Consider the following 16,604-nt stretch of genomic DNA (forward strand, 5'->3'; position numbering starts at 1 on the left):
GCAATACCCACACCGTCAAAAGACGATGCGGAGTACCAAATAATTTGGCACTGACATTCATCGGCACACTGTTGAGTTCTCAAAGAACACGCACACACCTTCACACCCGAGATTAGCTCTCTCGGTGTTCCGGGGCAACTTTTCCAGCCTAACYCATCACTGCCGCCGGCGCAAACCGACTGGATGTTCTGGCTGAAAAGGGGTTCTTGTCAGGCTTTCGACGTCCTACCTCGTGTCCCGTACCTCTCGGTCCGGGTCGGTGTCCGTGTCGCTCTGACTCGACAAAAGTTACGTGAGCGTGAACCCGGACGCAAATCCCCAGGTCACCGCCGGACGAAGCGACATTCCCGCAGGTGAACGCCTCGGCCGGCGCCCGGATGGTGCGAATCCGGACGAATTACGTCGTTGTGACTCGCACCACCCAGGCCGGGGTCAGGCCGGCAGTACCTGGACGCCGGCGAAGTTCCGCTTGCCCCGCCGGATAACCAGCCACTGGCCGTGCAGCAGGTCGGTGGTCTGCGGCTCCCAGTCCTCGGCGTTGATCCGCCCGTTGTTCACCGAGGCCCCGCCCTCCTTGACCGTGCGGCGGGCGGCGCCCTTGCTCTCGCACAGCCCGCTCGCGACCAGCAGGTCCACGATCGTGGTCGCGTCGCCCGGACGGACCTGCGCCACCGATGCCTCCCGGAGCGCCGCGGCCAGCGTCGGCTCGTCGAGGTCCGTCAGCTCGGCGCGACCGAACAACGCCTGGCTCGCCAGTTCGACGGCGGCGGTGTTGTGCGCGCCGTGCACCAACGTCGTCATCTCCGCGGCGAGACGCTTCTGCGCGGTCCGGGCCTGCGGACGCTCGGCCGTCTCGGCCTCCAGCTCCGCCAGTTCGGCCTCGTCGAGGAAGGTGAACCAGCGCAGGTACTTGACCACGTCGGCGTCGCCGGTGTTCACGAAGTACTGGTACCAGGCGTACGGGCTGGTCATCTCCGGGTCGAGCCACAGGCTGCCGCCGCCGGTGGACTTGCCGAACTTCTTGCCGTCCGACGAGGTCACCAGGGGAACGGTGAGGGCGTGCACCGACTCGGCGTCGACCCGCCGGTTCAGCTCGACACCGGCGATGATGTTGCCCCACTGGTCGGACCCGCCGACCTGCAGCGTGCAGCCGTGCTCGCGGCGCAGCTGCAGGTAGTCGTTCGCCTGCAGGAGCATGTAGCTGAACTCCGTGTAGGACATGCCGTCGGACTCGAGCCGGCGCTTGACGGTGTCGCGGGCCAGCATCACGTTGACGGAGAAGTGCTTGCCGACGTCGCGGAGGAAGTCGATGGCCGAGAGCTTCCCGGTCCATTTCATGTTGTTCTCGACGATCGCGGCACCCGGGCCGTCGAAGTCGACGAAGCGCTCGAGCTGCGAACGTATCCGCCCCGCCCACTCGGCCACCATGTCGGCGGAGTTCATCGTGCGCTCCCCCACGTCACGGGGGTCGCCGATCAGACCGGTGGCGCCGCCGGCGAGCACGATCGGCCGGTGCCCCGCCAGCTGGAAGCGCTTGAGCGCCAACAGCGGAACCAGGTGGCCCGCATGCAGGCTGGGCCCGGTCGGGTCGAACCCGGCATAGAGGGTGACCGGACCAGCATCGGCGTCGCGTCGAAGTGCGTCGAGATCGGTCGATTGCGCGATCAGTCCGCGCCAGCTCAGTTCGTCGATAATGTTCGCAGTCACGTGCACGATCATCCCGTATCCGGCGGCGCCGGTGCACGCGGGCTGCGCCGGTAGGCCGAGACCGCGGCCGATCCYGGAAGCCACAACCGCCACGGCCGGTCGGCCGCCCGCGATATCCCGACCCTCGGCCCGGCCGCCGCACCGTCCGCCGGGTCAAGCTCGAGCCGGACCCGGGATCGACCGGTGAGCAACTCGGAGCCGTTGTCCGCCAGCGTGATCCCGACGGCCTGCCCCAGGTTCCCCGGTCCCCGGGCCAGGTCACGCAGCCGCCGGCCGGGCCCGCGCCGCGACCGGACCACGCCCTCCCCCTCGATCACCTCGGCGGCCCGGAGCAGTACCGCTCCCGCAACCCCCTCGCCCGCACAGGTGACGTTCATGCAGAAGTGCAGGCCGTGACTGCGGTAGACGTAGAGCCGGCCCGCCGGCCCGAACATCACCGCGTTGCGAGCGGTCGGGCCCGGGTACGAGTGCGCCGCCGGGTCGGGCCACGGACCCGCCTCGTCGCCGCCGTACGCCTCGACCTCGACGATCCGGACGGTCACCTCCCCGACGCTCAGCCGCGCACCGAGGACCAGGTGCGCCGCGCTCAGCGGGTCCGCTCGGGCCAGTTCGCGCTGGGCCTGCCGCTGCCGGGTGGACTGCCGCGCGGGTTCGCTCACCAGGCGATTGTGCGCTTTCCCGCCCGAGTTCGGACCGTTGACCGCGGGTACCGGACGGCGGTAAATTCATCAGACGATGAGTTCATCGCTCGATGAATTGAGGCGAAGATGACTGGACCGGCCCACGAACGGGCGGCCACCGCCGCTCCCCCWCCCCTCCGGCAAACTGCCCCCCAGCCCCCGGCCGACGCCACCATCGACATCCGGAACCTGGTGGTCCGGCGAGGCGGCCGGGAGGTCCTGCGAGACCTGACGCTGCGCGTCGGGCGCGGCACCATCACCGGACTCCTCGGCCCGTCGGGCTGCGGCAAGACCACGCTGATGCGCGCGATCGTCGGCACCCAGATCGTGGCGTCCGGCTCCGTGACCGTCCTCGGGCTGCCCGCCGGCTCGCGTCCCCTGCGCAGCCGCATCGGGTACGTCACCCAGAACCCCACCGTCTACCTCGACCTGTCGGTCCGCGACAACGTCCGGTACTTCGCCTCGCTGTACGGCCGGTCGAGCCAGGCCGCCGCCGAGGCGATCGAGGCCGTCGGGCTCACCACGCACACCGACCAGCTGACACGCGACCTCTCCGGCGGTGAACTCAGCCGGGTGTCGCTGGCCTGCGCGCTGGTCGCGAAGCCGGACCTGCTGGTCCTCGACGAACCGACCGTCGGTCTCGACCCGGTCTTGCGGGCCGAACTGTGGGGACGCTTCGCCGATCTCGCCGCCGACGGCGTGACGCTGCTGGTGTCGAGTCACGTGATGGACGAGGCCGAGCACTGCGGCGAACTGCTGCTCATGCGCGAGGGGCTGCTGCTGGCCCAGCTCACACCGGCGCAACTGCGCGAGGAGACCCACGAGTCGAGCCTCGAACACGCCTTCCTCAGCCTGATCCGCGCCCATGAATCGGAGGCCGCGCGATGAACGTCGGAATCTACGCGTCGAGCACCGGGCGGATCCTGCGGCAGCTGCGGGGCGACCACCGCACCGTCGCGATGATCCTGCTGGTCCCGACGCTGCTGATGGTCCTGCTCTACTTCCTGTACGTGAACGTGCCGCCGACCCCGGGCCAGCCGCCGCTGTTCGACCGGATCGCGATCACCATGCTCGGCATCCTCCCGTTCGTGGTGATGTTCCTGATCACCTCGATCGCGATGCAGCGCGAACGCGGGTCCGGCACCCTCGAACGGCTGCTGACCACCCCGATGGCCAAGCTGGACCTGCTCGGCGGCTACGGCACCGCGTTCTCGCTGGCCGCCGCCGCGCAGGCCGGGCTGGCCTGCCTGGTCACCTTCGGGCTGCTCGGACTCACCATCGCCGGCAGCGTCGGATGGGTGGTGCTGATCGCGGTCCTCGATGCCGTCCTCGGCGTCTCCCTCGGCCTGCTGTGCAGCGCGTTCGCCCGCACCGAGTTCCAGGCCGTGCAGTTCATGCCGGTGGTGGTGATCCCGCAGCTGTTCCTCTGCGGCCTGCTGGTGCCGCGGGACCAGCTGCCGCAGTGGCTCGAATGGATCTCGAACGTGATGCCGCTGAGCTACGCCGTCGACGCGCTGCAGCAGGTGGCGAGGCACCCGGGCGCGACCGCGCTGATGTGGCGCGACCTCGCGGTGGTGGCCGGGTTCGCCGTGGTCGCGCTGTGCCTGGCGGCCGCGACGCTGCGCCGGCGGACGCCGTGACCGGGCCGGCCACCACCGGCACCCGCAGTGGTCGACGCCCCGGCAGCCCGGCGACCCGCGACCACATCCTCGCCGTCGCCCGCAGCCGGTTCGCCGAGCAGGGCTTCGACCAGACGTCGGTGCGGTCGATCGCCGCCGCGGCCGAGGTGGACCCGTCCCTGGTCCACCACTACTTCCGGTCCAAGCGCGAGCTGTTCCTGGCCGCCGTCGCGATTCCCGTGGACCCCGAGGTGGTGCTGGCGACCGTGCTCGACGCGCCGACGGACGAACTGGGTGAACGCCTGCTCCGGGTGGTGCTCTCGCTGTGGGACTCGCCGCAGGGCGAGGCGCTGCTCGCCGCGTTCCGCACGGCGCTCACCGGCGAGTCGGTGGGGCTGATCCGCACCTTCATCACGGAGGTGGTGCTCAGTCAGGTCGCCGGCCGGGTGGACCAGCCGCCCGGCTCCGCGCCGCTGCGCACCGGGATGGTCGCCACCCAGATGTCCGGGATCGTGCTCTCGCGCTACCTGCTGCGCATCGACCCGATCGCGACGCTGCCCGCCGACCGGCTGGTCGCGCTCGCCGGCCCGGTCCTGCAGCACTACCTGACCGGCGAACTCGACGGCTGAGCGCGCCGCGCTACTGCTGCGGCGCCGACTCCGCGCGGGCGAGGATCGCCAGGTGCTCGTCCTCGGCGACGTCGCGAGCCTCGTCGACCAGCAGCACCGGGATGCCGTCCTCGATCGGGTAGGCGCGACGCAGCCGCGGGTTGTAGAGCAGCTCGTCGTCGACCAGCAGGAGCGGGCCCTTGTCCTGCGGGCAGGCCAGGATGCTCAGCAGGGTGGGGTCAAGCGCCACGGAAGATCCCTCTCGTCACCGGAATGTCTCGGCGCCCACGCTACCGTCGCTACCCGGTCAGCGCCGCACTGCCCCGCTCCCGGAGTTCGCTCACCACCGCGCGGGTCAGTCGGCGGTACCTGTCCTGCTCGCTGTCGTAGAACCACGACCGCACACCGGGATTCGGCAGGCCCTTCGCCCGGATCTCGGTGCGGCGCAGCCGGTACGAGTTGCTGATCGGGATCTCGGGCAGGACGTGCACGAGATCGGGTCGCTGCCGCGGCGCCAGGTGCGCGAAGGCGTCGGCCAGGTCCACCGCGGTCAGCGAGGCGTCCGGCAGCAGCCGCACCGCGACCGCCGACAACTCCTCCTCGCCGAGCGGAATCCCGTAGGCCAGCGAGACGTCGACCTGGTCGAGGGCGCCGAGCGCGTCGACGATCGGCTGGTTGAACACCGGGCCGCGCCGCGCCCGGACCACGGTGGCCCGGTCGTCCATCAACCAGAAGTCGCCGTCGGCGTCCTGCCGGAACAGGTGCTCGGTGGGCACCCAGGCGTCACCGGCCGCGAACACCCCGCGCTGGGCGCCGTCGAGGGTCTCGCTCGCCGTGGCCTGGCCGAGCAGCAGCCCCACCTCGCCGGGGGCGCACTCGCGGACCAGGCCGCGCGCGTCCTCGAGGTAGGTGCCGGCGATCGGGTCGTAGGCGGCGATCCGGACGGGCGTGCTGCCCGGCAGCCGCCGTCCCTTGGATCCCGGCTTGGCGCCCGAGACGTTGGCCAGCACCACCGCGCCCTCCGTGGAGGCGTAGAACTCGAGCACCTGCGCCGGCGCAAACCGCTTCATGGTGCGCAGCCACAGCCCGCGGGGCATGCCGGACCCGACGAAGAGCCGGATCGAATGGTTCCCCGCCAGGCCGAAGGCCGGGTTGTCGACCAGTTCGCGCATCATCGTCCAGGTGTAGGCGACGACGGTGACGCCGTACCGGTGCACCTCCGCCTCGAACCGCTCCGGGTCCAGCCCCCGCGACAGCGCGATCCGGGCGCCGCCCGCGATCGCGCCGCCGAGCGTCGCCAGCAGGACCGACGAATGGTAAAGCGGGGCAATGGAGTACACGGTGTCGCCGCGACCGAGGTTGGCCGCGGTGGCGGTGCCGAAGGCGGACAGCGCCCAGCGGTAGTTGGTCACCCGCTTGGCCTCCAGGCGTCCGCCGGACCGGCCGAACAACACGAAGGCCAGCTCGTTCGCACGGCCGGGGTTGGGCTGGTACCACGCGGGCAGGTCCACCTCGTCGGGATCGATCTGCTCGAGATCGACCGTGCCCGAGTCCGGTTGGGTGTCCAGCAGCCGGGACTCGCCGCCGCCGAGCACCAGCACCCGGGCTCCGAGCGACTCGGCCGCGGCCAGGTTGTCGGGGTCGCAGACGACGACCCCGACCCCGCTCAGCTCGGCCGCCGCGACCAGGTCGGCGGTGGGCGGGAGCAGYACGGCGACCGCACCGATCCGCGACAGCGCCGCGATCGCGGTCAGCGCGCTGGGCCGGGTCTCCATCAGCACGCCGATGCGCGCCGCCGGACGCACCCCGCACAGGATCAGCCCCCGCACCACGTTGTCGATCCGGGTGTTGACGGACTTGTTGGTGTAGGCCCGGTCGTCGAACAGGAAGCACTCACCCTGCGGAGACTTGGCGCCGGCCTCCTCGAGCAGCCGCCCCAGCGAGATGGTGGTGTTCGTCTGGATCTGCCCCAGCCGGACCAGACGCGGCAGCGCGCGGGCGGCCTCGACGGACAGCTCGCGGGTGCCCCGAACGGCCTGGGAGGTGACGTCGACGACGCCCCGGGTGATGCCGACCCCGACCTCCGCGATGGAGGCGCCGGTGTGCAGGATCCGGTCGCTCACCGAGACGCCGGTCTCGTCGGCGGGCTGCTCCACGCAGGTCATCACGTCGACGGCCTCGGGCCGCGGTCCCGACCCGTCCTGCCAGCGCACCCACTCGCCGGTGGTCGGCCAGGTCTGCGCGGCCGCAAGCGAACCCACGACCAGTCCGAAATGGCCTGCGCGCAAGGTGGACTCGAAGACCTCCGCCTTCGGAGCGGCCTTCCGGATGCCGCGCACGGCCACCGGCTGACCGATGTCGTCGACCTCCCCGACGAAGGCGAGGATGGGGCAGGTCAGCTCCGCCAGCGAGACCGGCCGGTCGCCGATCACGAACCCGCCGGACATCATCCGGTTGTGCACGATGAACTGCTGGAGCAACTCTGCGACGGCCGGACCGGACCAGGCCACCCAGCCCTCGGTGGACAGGAACCGACGCTGCTGCTCCCGGGGCAGGAGTGCCTCCCGGTCGTGCAACTGACGCAGGAAGTCCAGCCGGGACTTCGCCGTCTTGACCGGATCGAGTAGCTGGAATCCCGTGCGGGCCATCCATCCCGCGATGGAGAGCCGGGTGAACACGTGGTCCGCGAGGAAGTCCGCGGCGCGGGTGGCCAGGCCGGCCGGGATCCCGAGCGGCAGCGCGGCCAACGTGTCCACCGGTGCGCCGAAGGTGACGAGGCTGGCGATGTTCTTGCACCGTCGGTACGCGGCCGCCTGGTAGCAGAACATGCCGCCCTGCGAGTACCCGGACAGGTGCACGTCCCGTCCGGTGTGCTTGTGCACCCGGTCGATGATCTCGCTGATCGCCACGACGTGGTCGGTCAGGGTGCGGTCCCAACCGCCGTCCTCCGTTGCGGGCGAACCGAAGTCGACCACCCAGGGATCCAGGCCCATGCCGTGCAGGATGCCGACCGCGCCCTGGTCCTGGGTGACGTCGTAGACGTCGGCGGACATCATCATCGGGGGCACGAGCACGATCGGCGGCCGCGCGACGTCGGCGGCCTCGTCGGCGAAGTAGCGGCGCAGCCGGTACATCGGTTCGCGTTCGACGACCCGGAACTCCGACGGCTGGGCTTCGGTCTCGAGGCCACCGAGCCGCATGACCTCGAGACCGTTCTGGGCGGTGGCGACGACCCGCCGCACGGAACCGTTCAGAACCTCCGGATACCAACCCACTGTGCCCCCAATGACTCGACGATCACGCTGGGGTCACTATATTCTGCGCCGCCACGCAGGGCCGATCAATGCGTGAGCCAGCCCCGCAATGTGTCCAGCGACTCACGCACACCGTCGAGCTGCCGTGCGACCTGGACCCCAGCGGTGCCACCGCGAGCGTCCCGCGAGGAGATCGAGCCCTCGACGGTGAGCACCTCCCGCACCCCCGGCGTGAGTGCCGGGTCGACGCCCGCCAGCTCCTCGTCGGTGAGGTCCTCGAGCCCGACCCCGCGCGCCTCCGCGACCCGGACGCACGCGCCGGCCGCCTCGTGCGCGACCCGGAACGGAACACCTTGGCGCACCATCCATTCCGCGATGTCGGTGGCCAGGGTGAAGCCGGCCGGGGCCAGCTCCGCCATCCGCTCGGTGTGGAACTCGAGGGTGGAGACCAGTCCGGTGATCGCCGGCAGCAGCAGTTCGAGCTGTGCGACCGAGTCGAAGACCGGCTCCTTGTCCTCCTGCAGGTCCCGGTTGTACGCGAGCGGCTGCGCCTTGAGCGTGGCGAGCAGGCCGGTCAGGTTGCCGATCAACCGGCCCGACTTGCCGCGCGTCAGCTCCGAGACGTCGGGATTCTTCTTCTGCGGCATGATCGACGATCCGGTCGACCACGCGTCGGCCAGCGTGATGTACCCGAATTCCGGTGTGCTCCAGATGATCACCTCTTCGGCCATCCGGGACAGGTCGACGCCGATCATGGCGAGCACGAAGGCCGCCTCCGCCGCGAAGTCCCGGGAGGACGTCGCGTCGATCGAGTTGTCCGCCGCCGCGTCGAAGTTCAGCTCCGCGGCGATCGCGTCCGGGTTGAGCCCGAGCGACGAGCCGGCCAGCGCGCCCGACCCGTACGGCGAGACGGCGGCCCGCTTGTCGAAGTCGACGATCCGCTGGACGTCCCGCAGCAGCGGGTGCGCGTGTGCGAGCAGGTGGTGCGCCAACAGCACCGGCTGAGCCGCCTGCAGGTGCGTCTTGCCCGGCATCACCGCGGCCGGGTGGGCCGCGGCCTGGGTGGCCAGCGCGTCGACGACGTCGAGCACGCCCGCCGCCACCCGGCGGACCGCGTCGCGCAGCCACATCCGGAACAGCGTGGCCACCTGGTCGTTGCGCGAGCGACCGGCCCGCAGCCGCCCACCCACCTCGGGACCGACGCGGTCGATCAGGCCGCGCTCGAGGGCGCCGTGGACGTCCTCGTCGGACTCGCTCGGGGTGAACGCGCGGCTGGCGACGTCGGCCGCCAGCCGCTCGAGCCCGTCGAGCATCGTCGCCAGGTCGGCCTCACCGAGCAGACCCGCCGAGTGCAGGACCTTCGCGTGCGCCATCGAGGCGCGCGTGTCGTAGGGCGCGAGCACCCAGTCGAAGTGCGTGGACTTGCTCAGCGCCGCCATGGCGGCGGCCGGTCCGGACTCGAACCGGCCGCCCCAGAGGGCACCCTCGTTGGTGCCGTGTTCGGCCATCGTTACAGGCCCAGATCCCGCTTCGCGGCGACCTTGGACGACAGGCCGTGGATGTTGACGAAGCCCTTGGCGTAGGTCTGGTCGAAGGTGTCGCCCTCGTCGTAGGTCGCAAGGTTGAAGTCGTACAGCGACTCCGGGCTGCGGCGGCCGTTGACCGTGATGGCCCCACCGTGCAGGAACAGGCGGATGTCGCCGGTGACCCGCTCCTGCGTCTTGGCGACGAAGGTGTCCAGCGCGTCCTTGAGCGGGGAGAACCAGAGGCCGTCGTAGACCAGCTCGGACCAGCGCTGCTCCATCTGACGCTTGTACCGGCCGAGCTCGCGCTCGAGGGTGACGTGCTCGAGTTCCTGGTGCGCGGTGATGAGCACCATCGCGCCGGGGGCCTCGTAGATCTCGCGGCTCTTGATGCCCACGAGACGGTCCTCGACGACGTCCAGACGGCCGACGCCCTGCGCACCCGCACGCTTGTTCAGCTCCTGGATGGCCTCGAGCACGGTGACGGGCTTGCCGTCGATCGCGACGGGCTTGCCGGCCTCGAAGCTGATGATCAGCTCGTCGGGGGCGTTCCAGTTGACCGTGGGGTCCTGGGTGTAGTCGTAGACGTCCTTGGTCGGCGCGTTCCACAGGTCCTCGAGGAACCCGGTCTCGACCGCGCGGCCCCACACGTTCTGGTCAATCGAGAACGGCGACTTCTTGGAGACGTTGATCGGGATGTTGTTCTCTTCGGCGAACTTGATCGCCTTCTCGCGGGTCCACGCGTAGTCGCGGACCGGTGCGATGACCTCGAGGTCGGGCGCGAGGGCGCCGAAGCCGACCTCGAAGCGGACCTGGTCGTTGCCCTTGCCGGTGCAGCCGTGCGAGACGACGGTGCCGCCGTGGGCGCGGGCCGCCTCGACGATGTGCTTGACGATCAGCGGCCGGCTGATGGCCGACACCAGCGGGTACCGGTCCATGTACAGCGCGTTGGCCTGGATGGTCGGCAGGCAGTACTCGTCCGCGAACTCGTCGCGAGCGTCCACCACGACCGACTCGACGGCACCGCAGTCGAGGGCACGCTGACGCACGACCTCCATGTCCTCGCCGCCCTGGCCGAGATCGATGGCGACGGCGACAACTTCCTTGCCCGTCTCCTTGCCGATCCAGCTGATGGCCACTGAGGTGTCAAGCCCGCCCGAGTAGGCGAGTACGACGCGTTCAGCCATGGTCTTTGTGCTCCTTAAGGTTGGAAAGCCTCGCCAGTACGTGAGGCGAGAGGTTCAGTTGTCGGGCCGTCGATCGGCCCGTCAGGCCAGCTTTTCGATCATGTCGGCGAGCTGCGCACCGGTGCGCGGTTCGCGGGCGATAACAAGAATGGTGTCATCCCCGGCAATGGTTCCCACAACCTCCGGCAGCGAAGCCCGGTCCAGGGCGCTCGCGAGGTAGTGCGCGGCGCCCGGCGGCGTGCGCAGCACGGCCAGGTTTCCGCTGGCGTCGGTGGACACCAACAGCTCCCCCAGCAGCCGGGCGAGCCGGTCCGTCCCGCCCGAGACGCCGCGCACCGGGCTGCCGTCCTCCGGCACCACGTACACCCCGGCACCGCCGTCGGCGGCCCGCAGCTTCACCGCGCCCAGCTCCTCGAGATCGCGGGAGAGGGTCGCGTTGGACACCTCGATGCCCTCGGCTGCGAGCAGCGCGGCCAGCTCCGGCTGGCTACGCACCTCGTGGGTGGCGAGCAGCGCGGTGATCCGCGACTGCCTGCCCGCCCGGGTGTGGGCGACGGTCTGCGACCGCGCCGACTCGGACCGGGCGGTGGTCACGGCCTCGTCCCGTCACCCTGCACAGTCCCGTCACCCTGCCCAGTCCGGCTGTTCTGCTCGAGCAGCCACACCAGCAGCGCCTTCTGCGCGTGCAGCCGGTTCTCCGCCTCGTCCCACACCGCGCTCTGCGGTCCGTCGATGACCTCGTCGGTGATCTCGTCGCCGCGGTGCGCGGGCAGGCAGTGCAGCACCACCGCACCCGGCGCCGCCTTCGCCAGCAGGGCCGCGTTGATCTGGAACGGCCGGAACGGCCCGACCCGGTCGAGTCCGTCGTTCTCCTGCCCCATCGAGGTCCACGCGTCGGTCACCAGCGCGTCCGCGCCGACCGCGGCCGCCTGCGGGTCGTCGGTGACGGTGACACTGGCACCGGTCTCGGCGGCCCGGGCCCGGGCCGCGTCGAGCACCCACTCGGCGGGCGCGAAGCCCGCGGGCGCCGCGACGGTCACGTGGATGCCGGCGGTGACGCCACCGAGCAGCAGCGAGTGCGCCATGTTGTTGGCGCCGTCACCGAGGTAGGTCAGCCGCAGACCCTTCAGCTCGCCCTTGCGCTCGGCGAGGGTCTGCAGGTCCGCGAGCACCTGGCACGGGTGGAACTCGTCGGAGAGCGCGTTGACGATCGGCACCGTCGCACCCTCCGCCATCTGCTCGAGCCGGTCCTGGCCGAAGGTGCGCCACACGACCGCGTCGACGTAACGCGAGAGCACCCGTCCGGTGTCCTGCAACGTCTCCTCGCGGCCGAGCTGGGTGTTGCGGCCGTCGACGACCACGGCGTGCCCGCCGAGCTGCGCGATGCCCATCTCGAAGGAGAAGCGGGTGCGGGTGGAGTTCTTCTCGAAGATCACCCCGACCCCGCGCGGGCCAGCCAACGGCTGGCGCGCGGTCGGCGCCTTCTTCAGCTCCGCGGCCAGCGCGAGCACCTCGGCCTGCTGGGCCGGGCTCAGGTCGTCGTCCCGCAGGAAGTGCTTGACCGTGCTGGTGCTCTCGGTGGAACTCACTTCGTATCTCCCTGGCTATGAACTGCGTCGAGGATCCCGGGCAGAGCGGCCACGAAGCCGTCCGCCTGTGCCTCGGTGAGGATTAGCGGCGGCGCCAGCCGCACGACGCCGGGCTGCGCGGCGTTGATCAGGAAGCCCGCGTCTCGTGCCACGTTCTCGACGGCGGGCGCGACATCCGCGGTGAGCACGACGCCGAGCAGCAGACCCGAGCCACGCACGTGGTCCACGAGCGGATGCCCGATGCCCTCGATGCCGTGGATCAGGTGCTTGCCGAGTGCGTCGGCATGGCTGACCAGATCCTGGTCCGCGACGGTCCGCAGCACGGCGAGCGCGGCGGCCGCACTGACCGGGTTGCCGCCGAAGGTGGTGCCGTGCTTGCCGGGACTGAGCAGCTCCGCGGCCGCCCCCGTGGCAATGCAGGCACCGATCGGCAGGCCGCCGCCGAGACCCTTCGCGAGGGTCATCACGTCCGGCACGATGCCGACCGCCTGGTGGGCGTAGAACCAGCCGGTGCGCCCGATCCCGGTCTGCACCTCGTCGAGCACCAGCAACGCACCGCGTTCGGCGGTGATCCGGCGAGCCTCCACCAGGTATCCCTCGGGCGGCACCACGACGCCACTCTCGCCCATGATCGGCTCCAGGAACACCGCGGCGGTGTCCTCGTCGACAGCGGCGTCGAGTGCGGCGATGTCGCCGTACGGGACGTGTTCGACGCCGGCCGGCATCGGCTCGAACGGGGCCCGCTTGTCGGGCTGGCCGGTCAGGGCCAGCGCACCCATGGTGCGGCCGTGGAACGCCCGCTCCGCGGCGACGATCTTGCGGCGTCCGGTCAGCCGGGCGATCTTGAACGCGGCCTCGTTGGCCTCGGTGCCGGAGTTGCACAGGAACACCCGGCCGGTGACGCTGCCGCCCTCACCGGCACCGAGGTGCGCCAGCAACTGCTCGGCGAGCGCGATCCCCGGCTCGGTGGCGTACAGGTTCGAGGTGTGGCCGAGGGTGGACAGCTGGGCCGTCACGGCGTCGACGATCGCCGGGTGCGCGTGCCCGAGGATGTTGACCGCGATCCCGCCGAGCAGGTCCAGGTACTGCTTGCCGTTGGCGTCGGTGACCACCGCGCCCTCGCCGCGGACCAACGCCACCCGCGGCACCCCGTAGGTGTTCATCAGCGCGTGGGACCAGCGCTGCTGCAGCGGTTCTGTCATGACTGTCCTTCGAGGTTCTGGGTGGTGGGTGCGGGGGTGACCATGGTGCCGATGCCGGTGCCGGTGAGCAGTTCGAGCAGTACCGAGTGCGCGACGCGACCGTCGATCACGTGCGCGGAGGGGACGCCGCCGTGCACCGCGCGCAGGCAGGCCTCCATCTTCGGGACCATGCCGGCGTCGAGGCTCGGCAGCAGCTTTTCCAGTGTGGCGGAGTCGATCTCGCTGGCCAGCGACGACCGGTCCGGCCAGTCGGTGTACAGGCCCTCGACGTCGGTGAGCATCACCAGTCGCTCGGCGCCGATCGCCTCCGCGAGCGCGGCGGCGGCGGTGTCGGCATTGATGTTGTGCACCACGCCGTCGGCGTCGGGGGCGATGGTGGAGACCACCGGGATGCGCCCCGCGTCGATCAGGTCGAGCACCGCGTCGGGGTTGACGGTGGTGACGTCGCCGACGAGGCCGATGTCGGTGGCCTGGCCGTCGACCTGGACGGTGCGGCGGGTCGCGGTGAACAGGTGCGCGTCCTCGCCGGAGATCCCGACCGCGTACGGGCCGTGTGCGTTGATCAGCCCGACCAGTTCGCGGCCGACCTGCCCGAAGAGCACCATCCGGACCACGTCCATGACTTCCGGTGTGGTGACCCGGAATCCGCCCCGGAACTCGCCCTCCATGCCCAGACGCGTCAGCATGGCGTTGATCTGTGGGCCGCCGCCGTGCACGACGACCGGGTGCATGCCGACCGTGCGCAGGAACGCCATGTCCGCCGCGAACGCGCTCTTGAGCTGGTCGTCGACCATCGCGTTGCCGCCGTACTTGACCACGACGATCTTGCCGTGGAAACGCTGCAGCCAGGGCAGCGCCTCGGCGAGCACCTGCGCGCGGGCGGTGTCGTCGAGATGCTCGACGCCGGCGCTCATGACGAGTACGCCGAGTTCTCTTCGACGTACGCGTGCGAGAGGTCGGTGGTGCGGATGGAGACCTCCGCGTCACCGACGCCGAGCTCGATGCGCAGCGCGATGTCGATCCCGGACAGGTCCACCTCGCGGGCGCCGGGCGCGCCGACCCCGTCGATGCACACCGGGTTCCCGTTGAAGGACACCGAGATCCGGTCCGGGTCGAGTTCGATCGGGGCGATGCCGACGGCGGCCAGCACGCGGCCCCAGTTGGGGTCGGAGCCGAACAGCGCGGTCTTGACCAGGCTGTCGCGGGCGACGGTGCGGGCGCCGATCAGCGCGTCCTGCTCGGAGGCCGCACCGGCGACGGTGACCGTGACCCGCTTGGTGACGCCCTCGGCGTCGGCCATCAACTGGTCCGCGAGGTCGTCGCAGACCGCGAGGACGGCGGCGTTGAGGTCCTCCTGCGACGGCGTGATCTCGCTGGCACCCGAGGCGAGCAGCAGCACGGTGTCGTTGGTGGAGGTGGCGCCGTCGACGTCGAGGCGGTCGAAGGACATCCGGGTCGCGTTGCGCAGGGCCTCGTCGAGCTGCTCGGCGGTCGCGATGGCGTCGGTGGTGATGACGCAGAGCATGGTGGCCAGCGCGGGCGCGAGCATGCCGGCACCCTTGGCCATGCCGCCGACGTTCCACTTGCCGTCGTGGTGCAGGGCCGCCTGCTTGGGGACGGTGTCGGTGGTCATGATCGCGTACGCGGCGTCGGTGCCGCCGGAGATGCCGCCGGCCAGCTCGTGCACGATCTCGGTGACGCCGGCGAGCAGCGTGTCCATCGGCAGCCGGTCGCCGATCAGCCCGGTCGAGCACACCGCGACCTCGACGGCGCCGGTCTCCGTGCCCCAGTCGCTGAGCGTCGCGGCGACGTGCTCGGCCGTCTTGTGGGTGTCCTGGAACCCGGGGGCTCCGGTGCAGGCGTTGGCGCCGCCGGAGTTGAGGACCACGGCGCGGACCCGGCCGGTGCTCAGCACCTGCTGCGACCACAGCACCGGGGCGGCCTTGACCTTGTTGGTGGTGAACACGCCCGCCGCGGCGGTGTCCGGGCCCTCGTTGAACACCAGGGCCAGGTCGGGGCGGCCGCTGACCTTGATGCCGGCGGCGATGCCGGCCCCACGGAACCCGGCGGGCGCGGTGACGCCCTGGGTGCGGACGAGCTGTCCGCCGGCGACGGGGACGGAGTCGGGGATCACGGGCACGGCGTTCACGGGGCAACTCCCACGGTCGAGAGACCTGCGGTCTCGGGCAGGCCAAGGGCCAGGTTCATGGACTGGACGGCACCGCCGGCGGTGCCCTTGGTGAGATTGTCGATGGCGCAGATCACGACGAGCAGGCCGGCGGCCTCGTCGACGGTGAGGCCGATCTGGGCGGCGTTCGAGCCGATGACCGCGCCGGTCTGCGGAAACTTGTTGTGCGGCAGCACATGTACGAACGGCTCGTCGGCGTAGGCCTTCTCGTAGACCTCGCGGGCCCGCTGCTCGTCGACCGTCGTGGCGGCGGTGCAGGTGGCGAGGATCCCGCGCGGCATCGGGGCCAGCACCGGGGTGAACGAGACCGACACCGTGGCGTCGGTGAGCGCGGAGAGGTTCTGGGTGATCTCGGGGGTGTGCCGGTGCACGCCGCCGACGCCGTACGCGCGCGCCGACCCCATCACCTCCGAGCCGAGCAGGTCGGCCTTGGGCGCGCGGCCCGCGCCGGAGGTGCCGCTGACCGCGACCACGTTGACCCGGGTCTCGACGATCCCCGCGGCCACCGCGGGCGCCAGCGCCAGGCTGGCCGCGGTCGGGTAGCAGCCGGGGACCGCGATCCGGGTGGCCCCGGTCAGCTTCTCCCGGTGGCCCGGCAGTTCCGGCAGCCCGTACGGCCAGGTCCCCGCGTGCTCGCTGTTGTAGTAACGCTCCCACTCGGAGGCGCTGCTCAGCCGGAAGTCGGCGCCGCAGTCGATGATCACGGTGTCCTGGGACAGCTGGGTGGCGATGGCGGCCGAGTTGCCGTGCGGCAGACCGAGGAACACCACGTCGTGGCCGTCCAGTCGGTCGATGTCGGTGGGCTCGAGGACGCGGTCGGCCAGCGGCAGCAGATGCGGGTGATGCTCGCCGAGGGTGCTGCCGGCGTTGCCGCCCGCGGTGAGCGCGCCAATCGTCAGCGTGCCGTCGAGGTAGGCGGGGTGCCCCAGCAGCAGCCGGAGGATCTCACCGCCCGCGTACCCGCTCGCCCCTGCGATCGCGACCCGGATCGGCGCGGACGCCGTGCCTGAGGAACCTGCAGAAATCACCATACGATTGATTATGCAT

General features: G+C 70.9%; 15 protein-coding genes. 3 read left to right on the forward strand and 12 right to left on the reverse strand.

Annotated elements, in window-relative coordinates:
• Positions 1 to 432: 432 nt before the first annotated feature.
• Entirely contained in the window at positions 433 to 1,707 is a 1,275-nt protein-coding gene (gene tyrS / locus AC1DU4_RS22220) for a tyrosine--tRNA ligase (RefSeq protein ID WP_477843536.1), read from the reverse strand.
• 8 nt (positions 1,708 to 1,715) lie between these two features.
• Positions 1,716 to 2,366 carry a DNA-3-methyladenine glycosylase gene (locus AC1DU4_RS22225; protein WP_477843538.1) on the reverse strand — a complete coding sequence of 217 codons (651 nt, stop codon included), beginning with the start codon at positions 2,364 to 2,366 and terminating at the stop codon, positions 1,716 to 1,718.
• A gap of 108 nt (positions 2,367 to 2,474) precedes the next feature.
• Here AC1DU4_RS22225 and AC1DU4_RS22230 point away from each other — a divergent pair, with 108 nt between their 5' ends.
• The 3 genes from AC1DU4_RS22230 to AC1DU4_RS22240 are packed head-to-tail and all read left to right on the forward strand — an operon-like array spanning position 2,475 to position 4,635.
• Complete coding sequence (locus AC1DU4_RS22230; RefSeq protein WP_477843540.1) at positions 2,475 to 3,275, forward strand: ABC transporter ATP-binding protein; 801 nt, start codon at positions 2,475 to 2,477, stop codon at positions 3,273 to 3,275.
• The gene (locus AC1DU4_RS22235; RefSeq protein ID WP_477843542.1) at positions 3,272 to 4,027 is read left to right on the forward strand and encodes an ABC transporter permease; all 756 of its coding nucleotides are present in this window, start codon (positions 3,272 to 3,274) and stop codon (positions 4,025 to 4,027) included. Before AC1DU4_RS22230 ends, AC1DU4_RS22235 begins: the two co-directional genes overlap by 4 nt.
• Positions 4,024 to 4,635, forward strand: coding sequence for a TetR/AcrR family transcriptional regulator (locus tag AC1DU4_RS22240; RefSeq protein WP_477843544.1), 612 nt, complete (start codon positions 4,024 to 4,026; stop codon positions 4,633 to 4,635). The genes AC1DU4_RS22235 and AC1DU4_RS22240 overlap by 4 nt, the downstream gene beginning before the upstream one ends.
• A gap of 10 nt (positions 4,636 to 4,645) precedes the next feature.
• On the opposite strand, the gene AC1DU4_RS22245 is transcribed toward AC1DU4_RS22240, so the two are convergent.
• The 10 genes from AC1DU4_RS22245 to argC all read right to left on the reverse strand — a co-directional run bounded on the left by AC1DU4_RS22245 (position 4,646) and on the right by argC (position 16,588).
• Positions 4,646 to 4,864 carry a Trm112 family protein gene (locus AC1DU4_RS22245; RefSeq protein WP_477843546.1) on the reverse strand — a complete coding sequence of 73 codons (219 nt, stop codon included), beginning with the start codon at positions 4,862 to 4,864 and terminating at the stop codon, positions 4,646 to 4,648.
• Positions 4,865 to 4,913: 49 nt separating this feature from the next.
• On the reverse strand, positions 4,914 to 7,889 hold the full coding sequence (locus AC1DU4_RS22250) for an AMP-binding protein (protein WP_477843548.1): 2,976 nt from the start codon (positions 7,887 to 7,889) through the stop codon (positions 4,914 to 4,916).
• A gap of 65 nt (positions 7,890 to 7,954) precedes the next feature.
• Positions 7,955 to 9,376, reverse strand: a complete 1,422-nt coding sequence (gene argH / locus AC1DU4_RS22255; protein ID WP_477843550.1) for an argininosuccinate lyase — start codon at positions 9,374 to 9,376, stop codon at positions 7,955 to 7,957.
• A gap of 2 nt (positions 9,377 to 9,378) precedes the next feature.
• Positions 9,379 to 10,578 carry an argininosuccinate synthase gene (locus AC1DU4_RS22260; protein WP_072845566.1) on the reverse strand — a complete coding sequence of 400 codons (1,200 nt, stop codon included), beginning with the start codon at positions 10,576 to 10,578 and terminating at the stop codon, positions 9,379 to 9,381.
• Positions 10,579 to 10,659: 81 nt separating this feature from the next.
• Positions 10,660 to 11,172 carry an arginine repressor gene (locus tag AC1DU4_RS22265; RefSeq protein ID WP_072845567.1) on the reverse strand — a complete coding sequence of 171 codons (513 nt, stop codon included), beginning with the start codon at positions 11,170 to 11,172 and terminating at the stop codon, positions 10,660 to 10,662.
• Positions 11,169 to 12,167 (reverse strand): ornithine carbamoyltransferase, encoded by a 999-nt coding sequence (argF, locus tag AC1DU4_RS22270; protein ID WP_477843553.1) that lies wholly within the window; start codon positions 12,165 to 12,167, stop codon positions 11,169 to 11,171. The genes AC1DU4_RS22265 and argF overlap by 4 nt, the downstream gene beginning before the upstream one ends.
• Positions 12,164 to 13,369 carry an acetylornithine transaminase gene (locus AC1DU4_RS22275; RefSeq protein ID WP_477843555.1) on the reverse strand — a complete coding sequence of 402 codons (1,206 nt, stop codon included), beginning with the start codon at positions 13,367 to 13,369 and terminating at the stop codon, positions 12,164 to 12,166. Before AC1DU4_RS22275 ends, argF begins: the two co-directional genes overlap by 4 nt.
• Positions 13,366 to 14,283 carry an acetylglutamate kinase gene (argB, locus tag AC1DU4_RS22280; protein WP_477843557.1) on the reverse strand — a complete coding sequence of 306 codons (918 nt, stop codon included), beginning with the start codon at positions 14,281 to 14,283 and terminating at the stop codon, positions 13,366 to 13,368. The genes AC1DU4_RS22275 and argB overlap by 4 nt, the downstream gene beginning before the upstream one ends.
• The gene (argJ, locus tag AC1DU4_RS22285; protein ID WP_072845571.1) at positions 14,280 to 15,518 is read right to left on the reverse strand and encodes a bifunctional glutamate N-acetyltransferase/amino-acid acetyltransferase ArgJ; all 1,239 of its coding nucleotides are present in this window, start codon (positions 15,516 to 15,518) and stop codon (positions 14,280 to 14,282) included. Before argJ ends, argB begins: the two co-directional genes overlap by 4 nt.
• Complete coding sequence (argC, locus tag AC1DU4_RS22290) at positions 15,515 to 16,588, reverse strand: N-acetyl-gamma-glutamyl-phosphate reductase (protein WP_477843559.1); 1,074 nt, start codon at positions 16,586 to 16,588, stop codon at positions 15,515 to 15,517. The genes argJ and argC overlap by 4 nt, the downstream gene beginning before the upstream one ends.
• Between the last annotated feature and the right edge of the window lie 16 nt (positions 16,589 to 16,604).

The sequence above is a fragment of the Rhodococcus sp. P4_F5 genome, assembly GCF_056401315.1.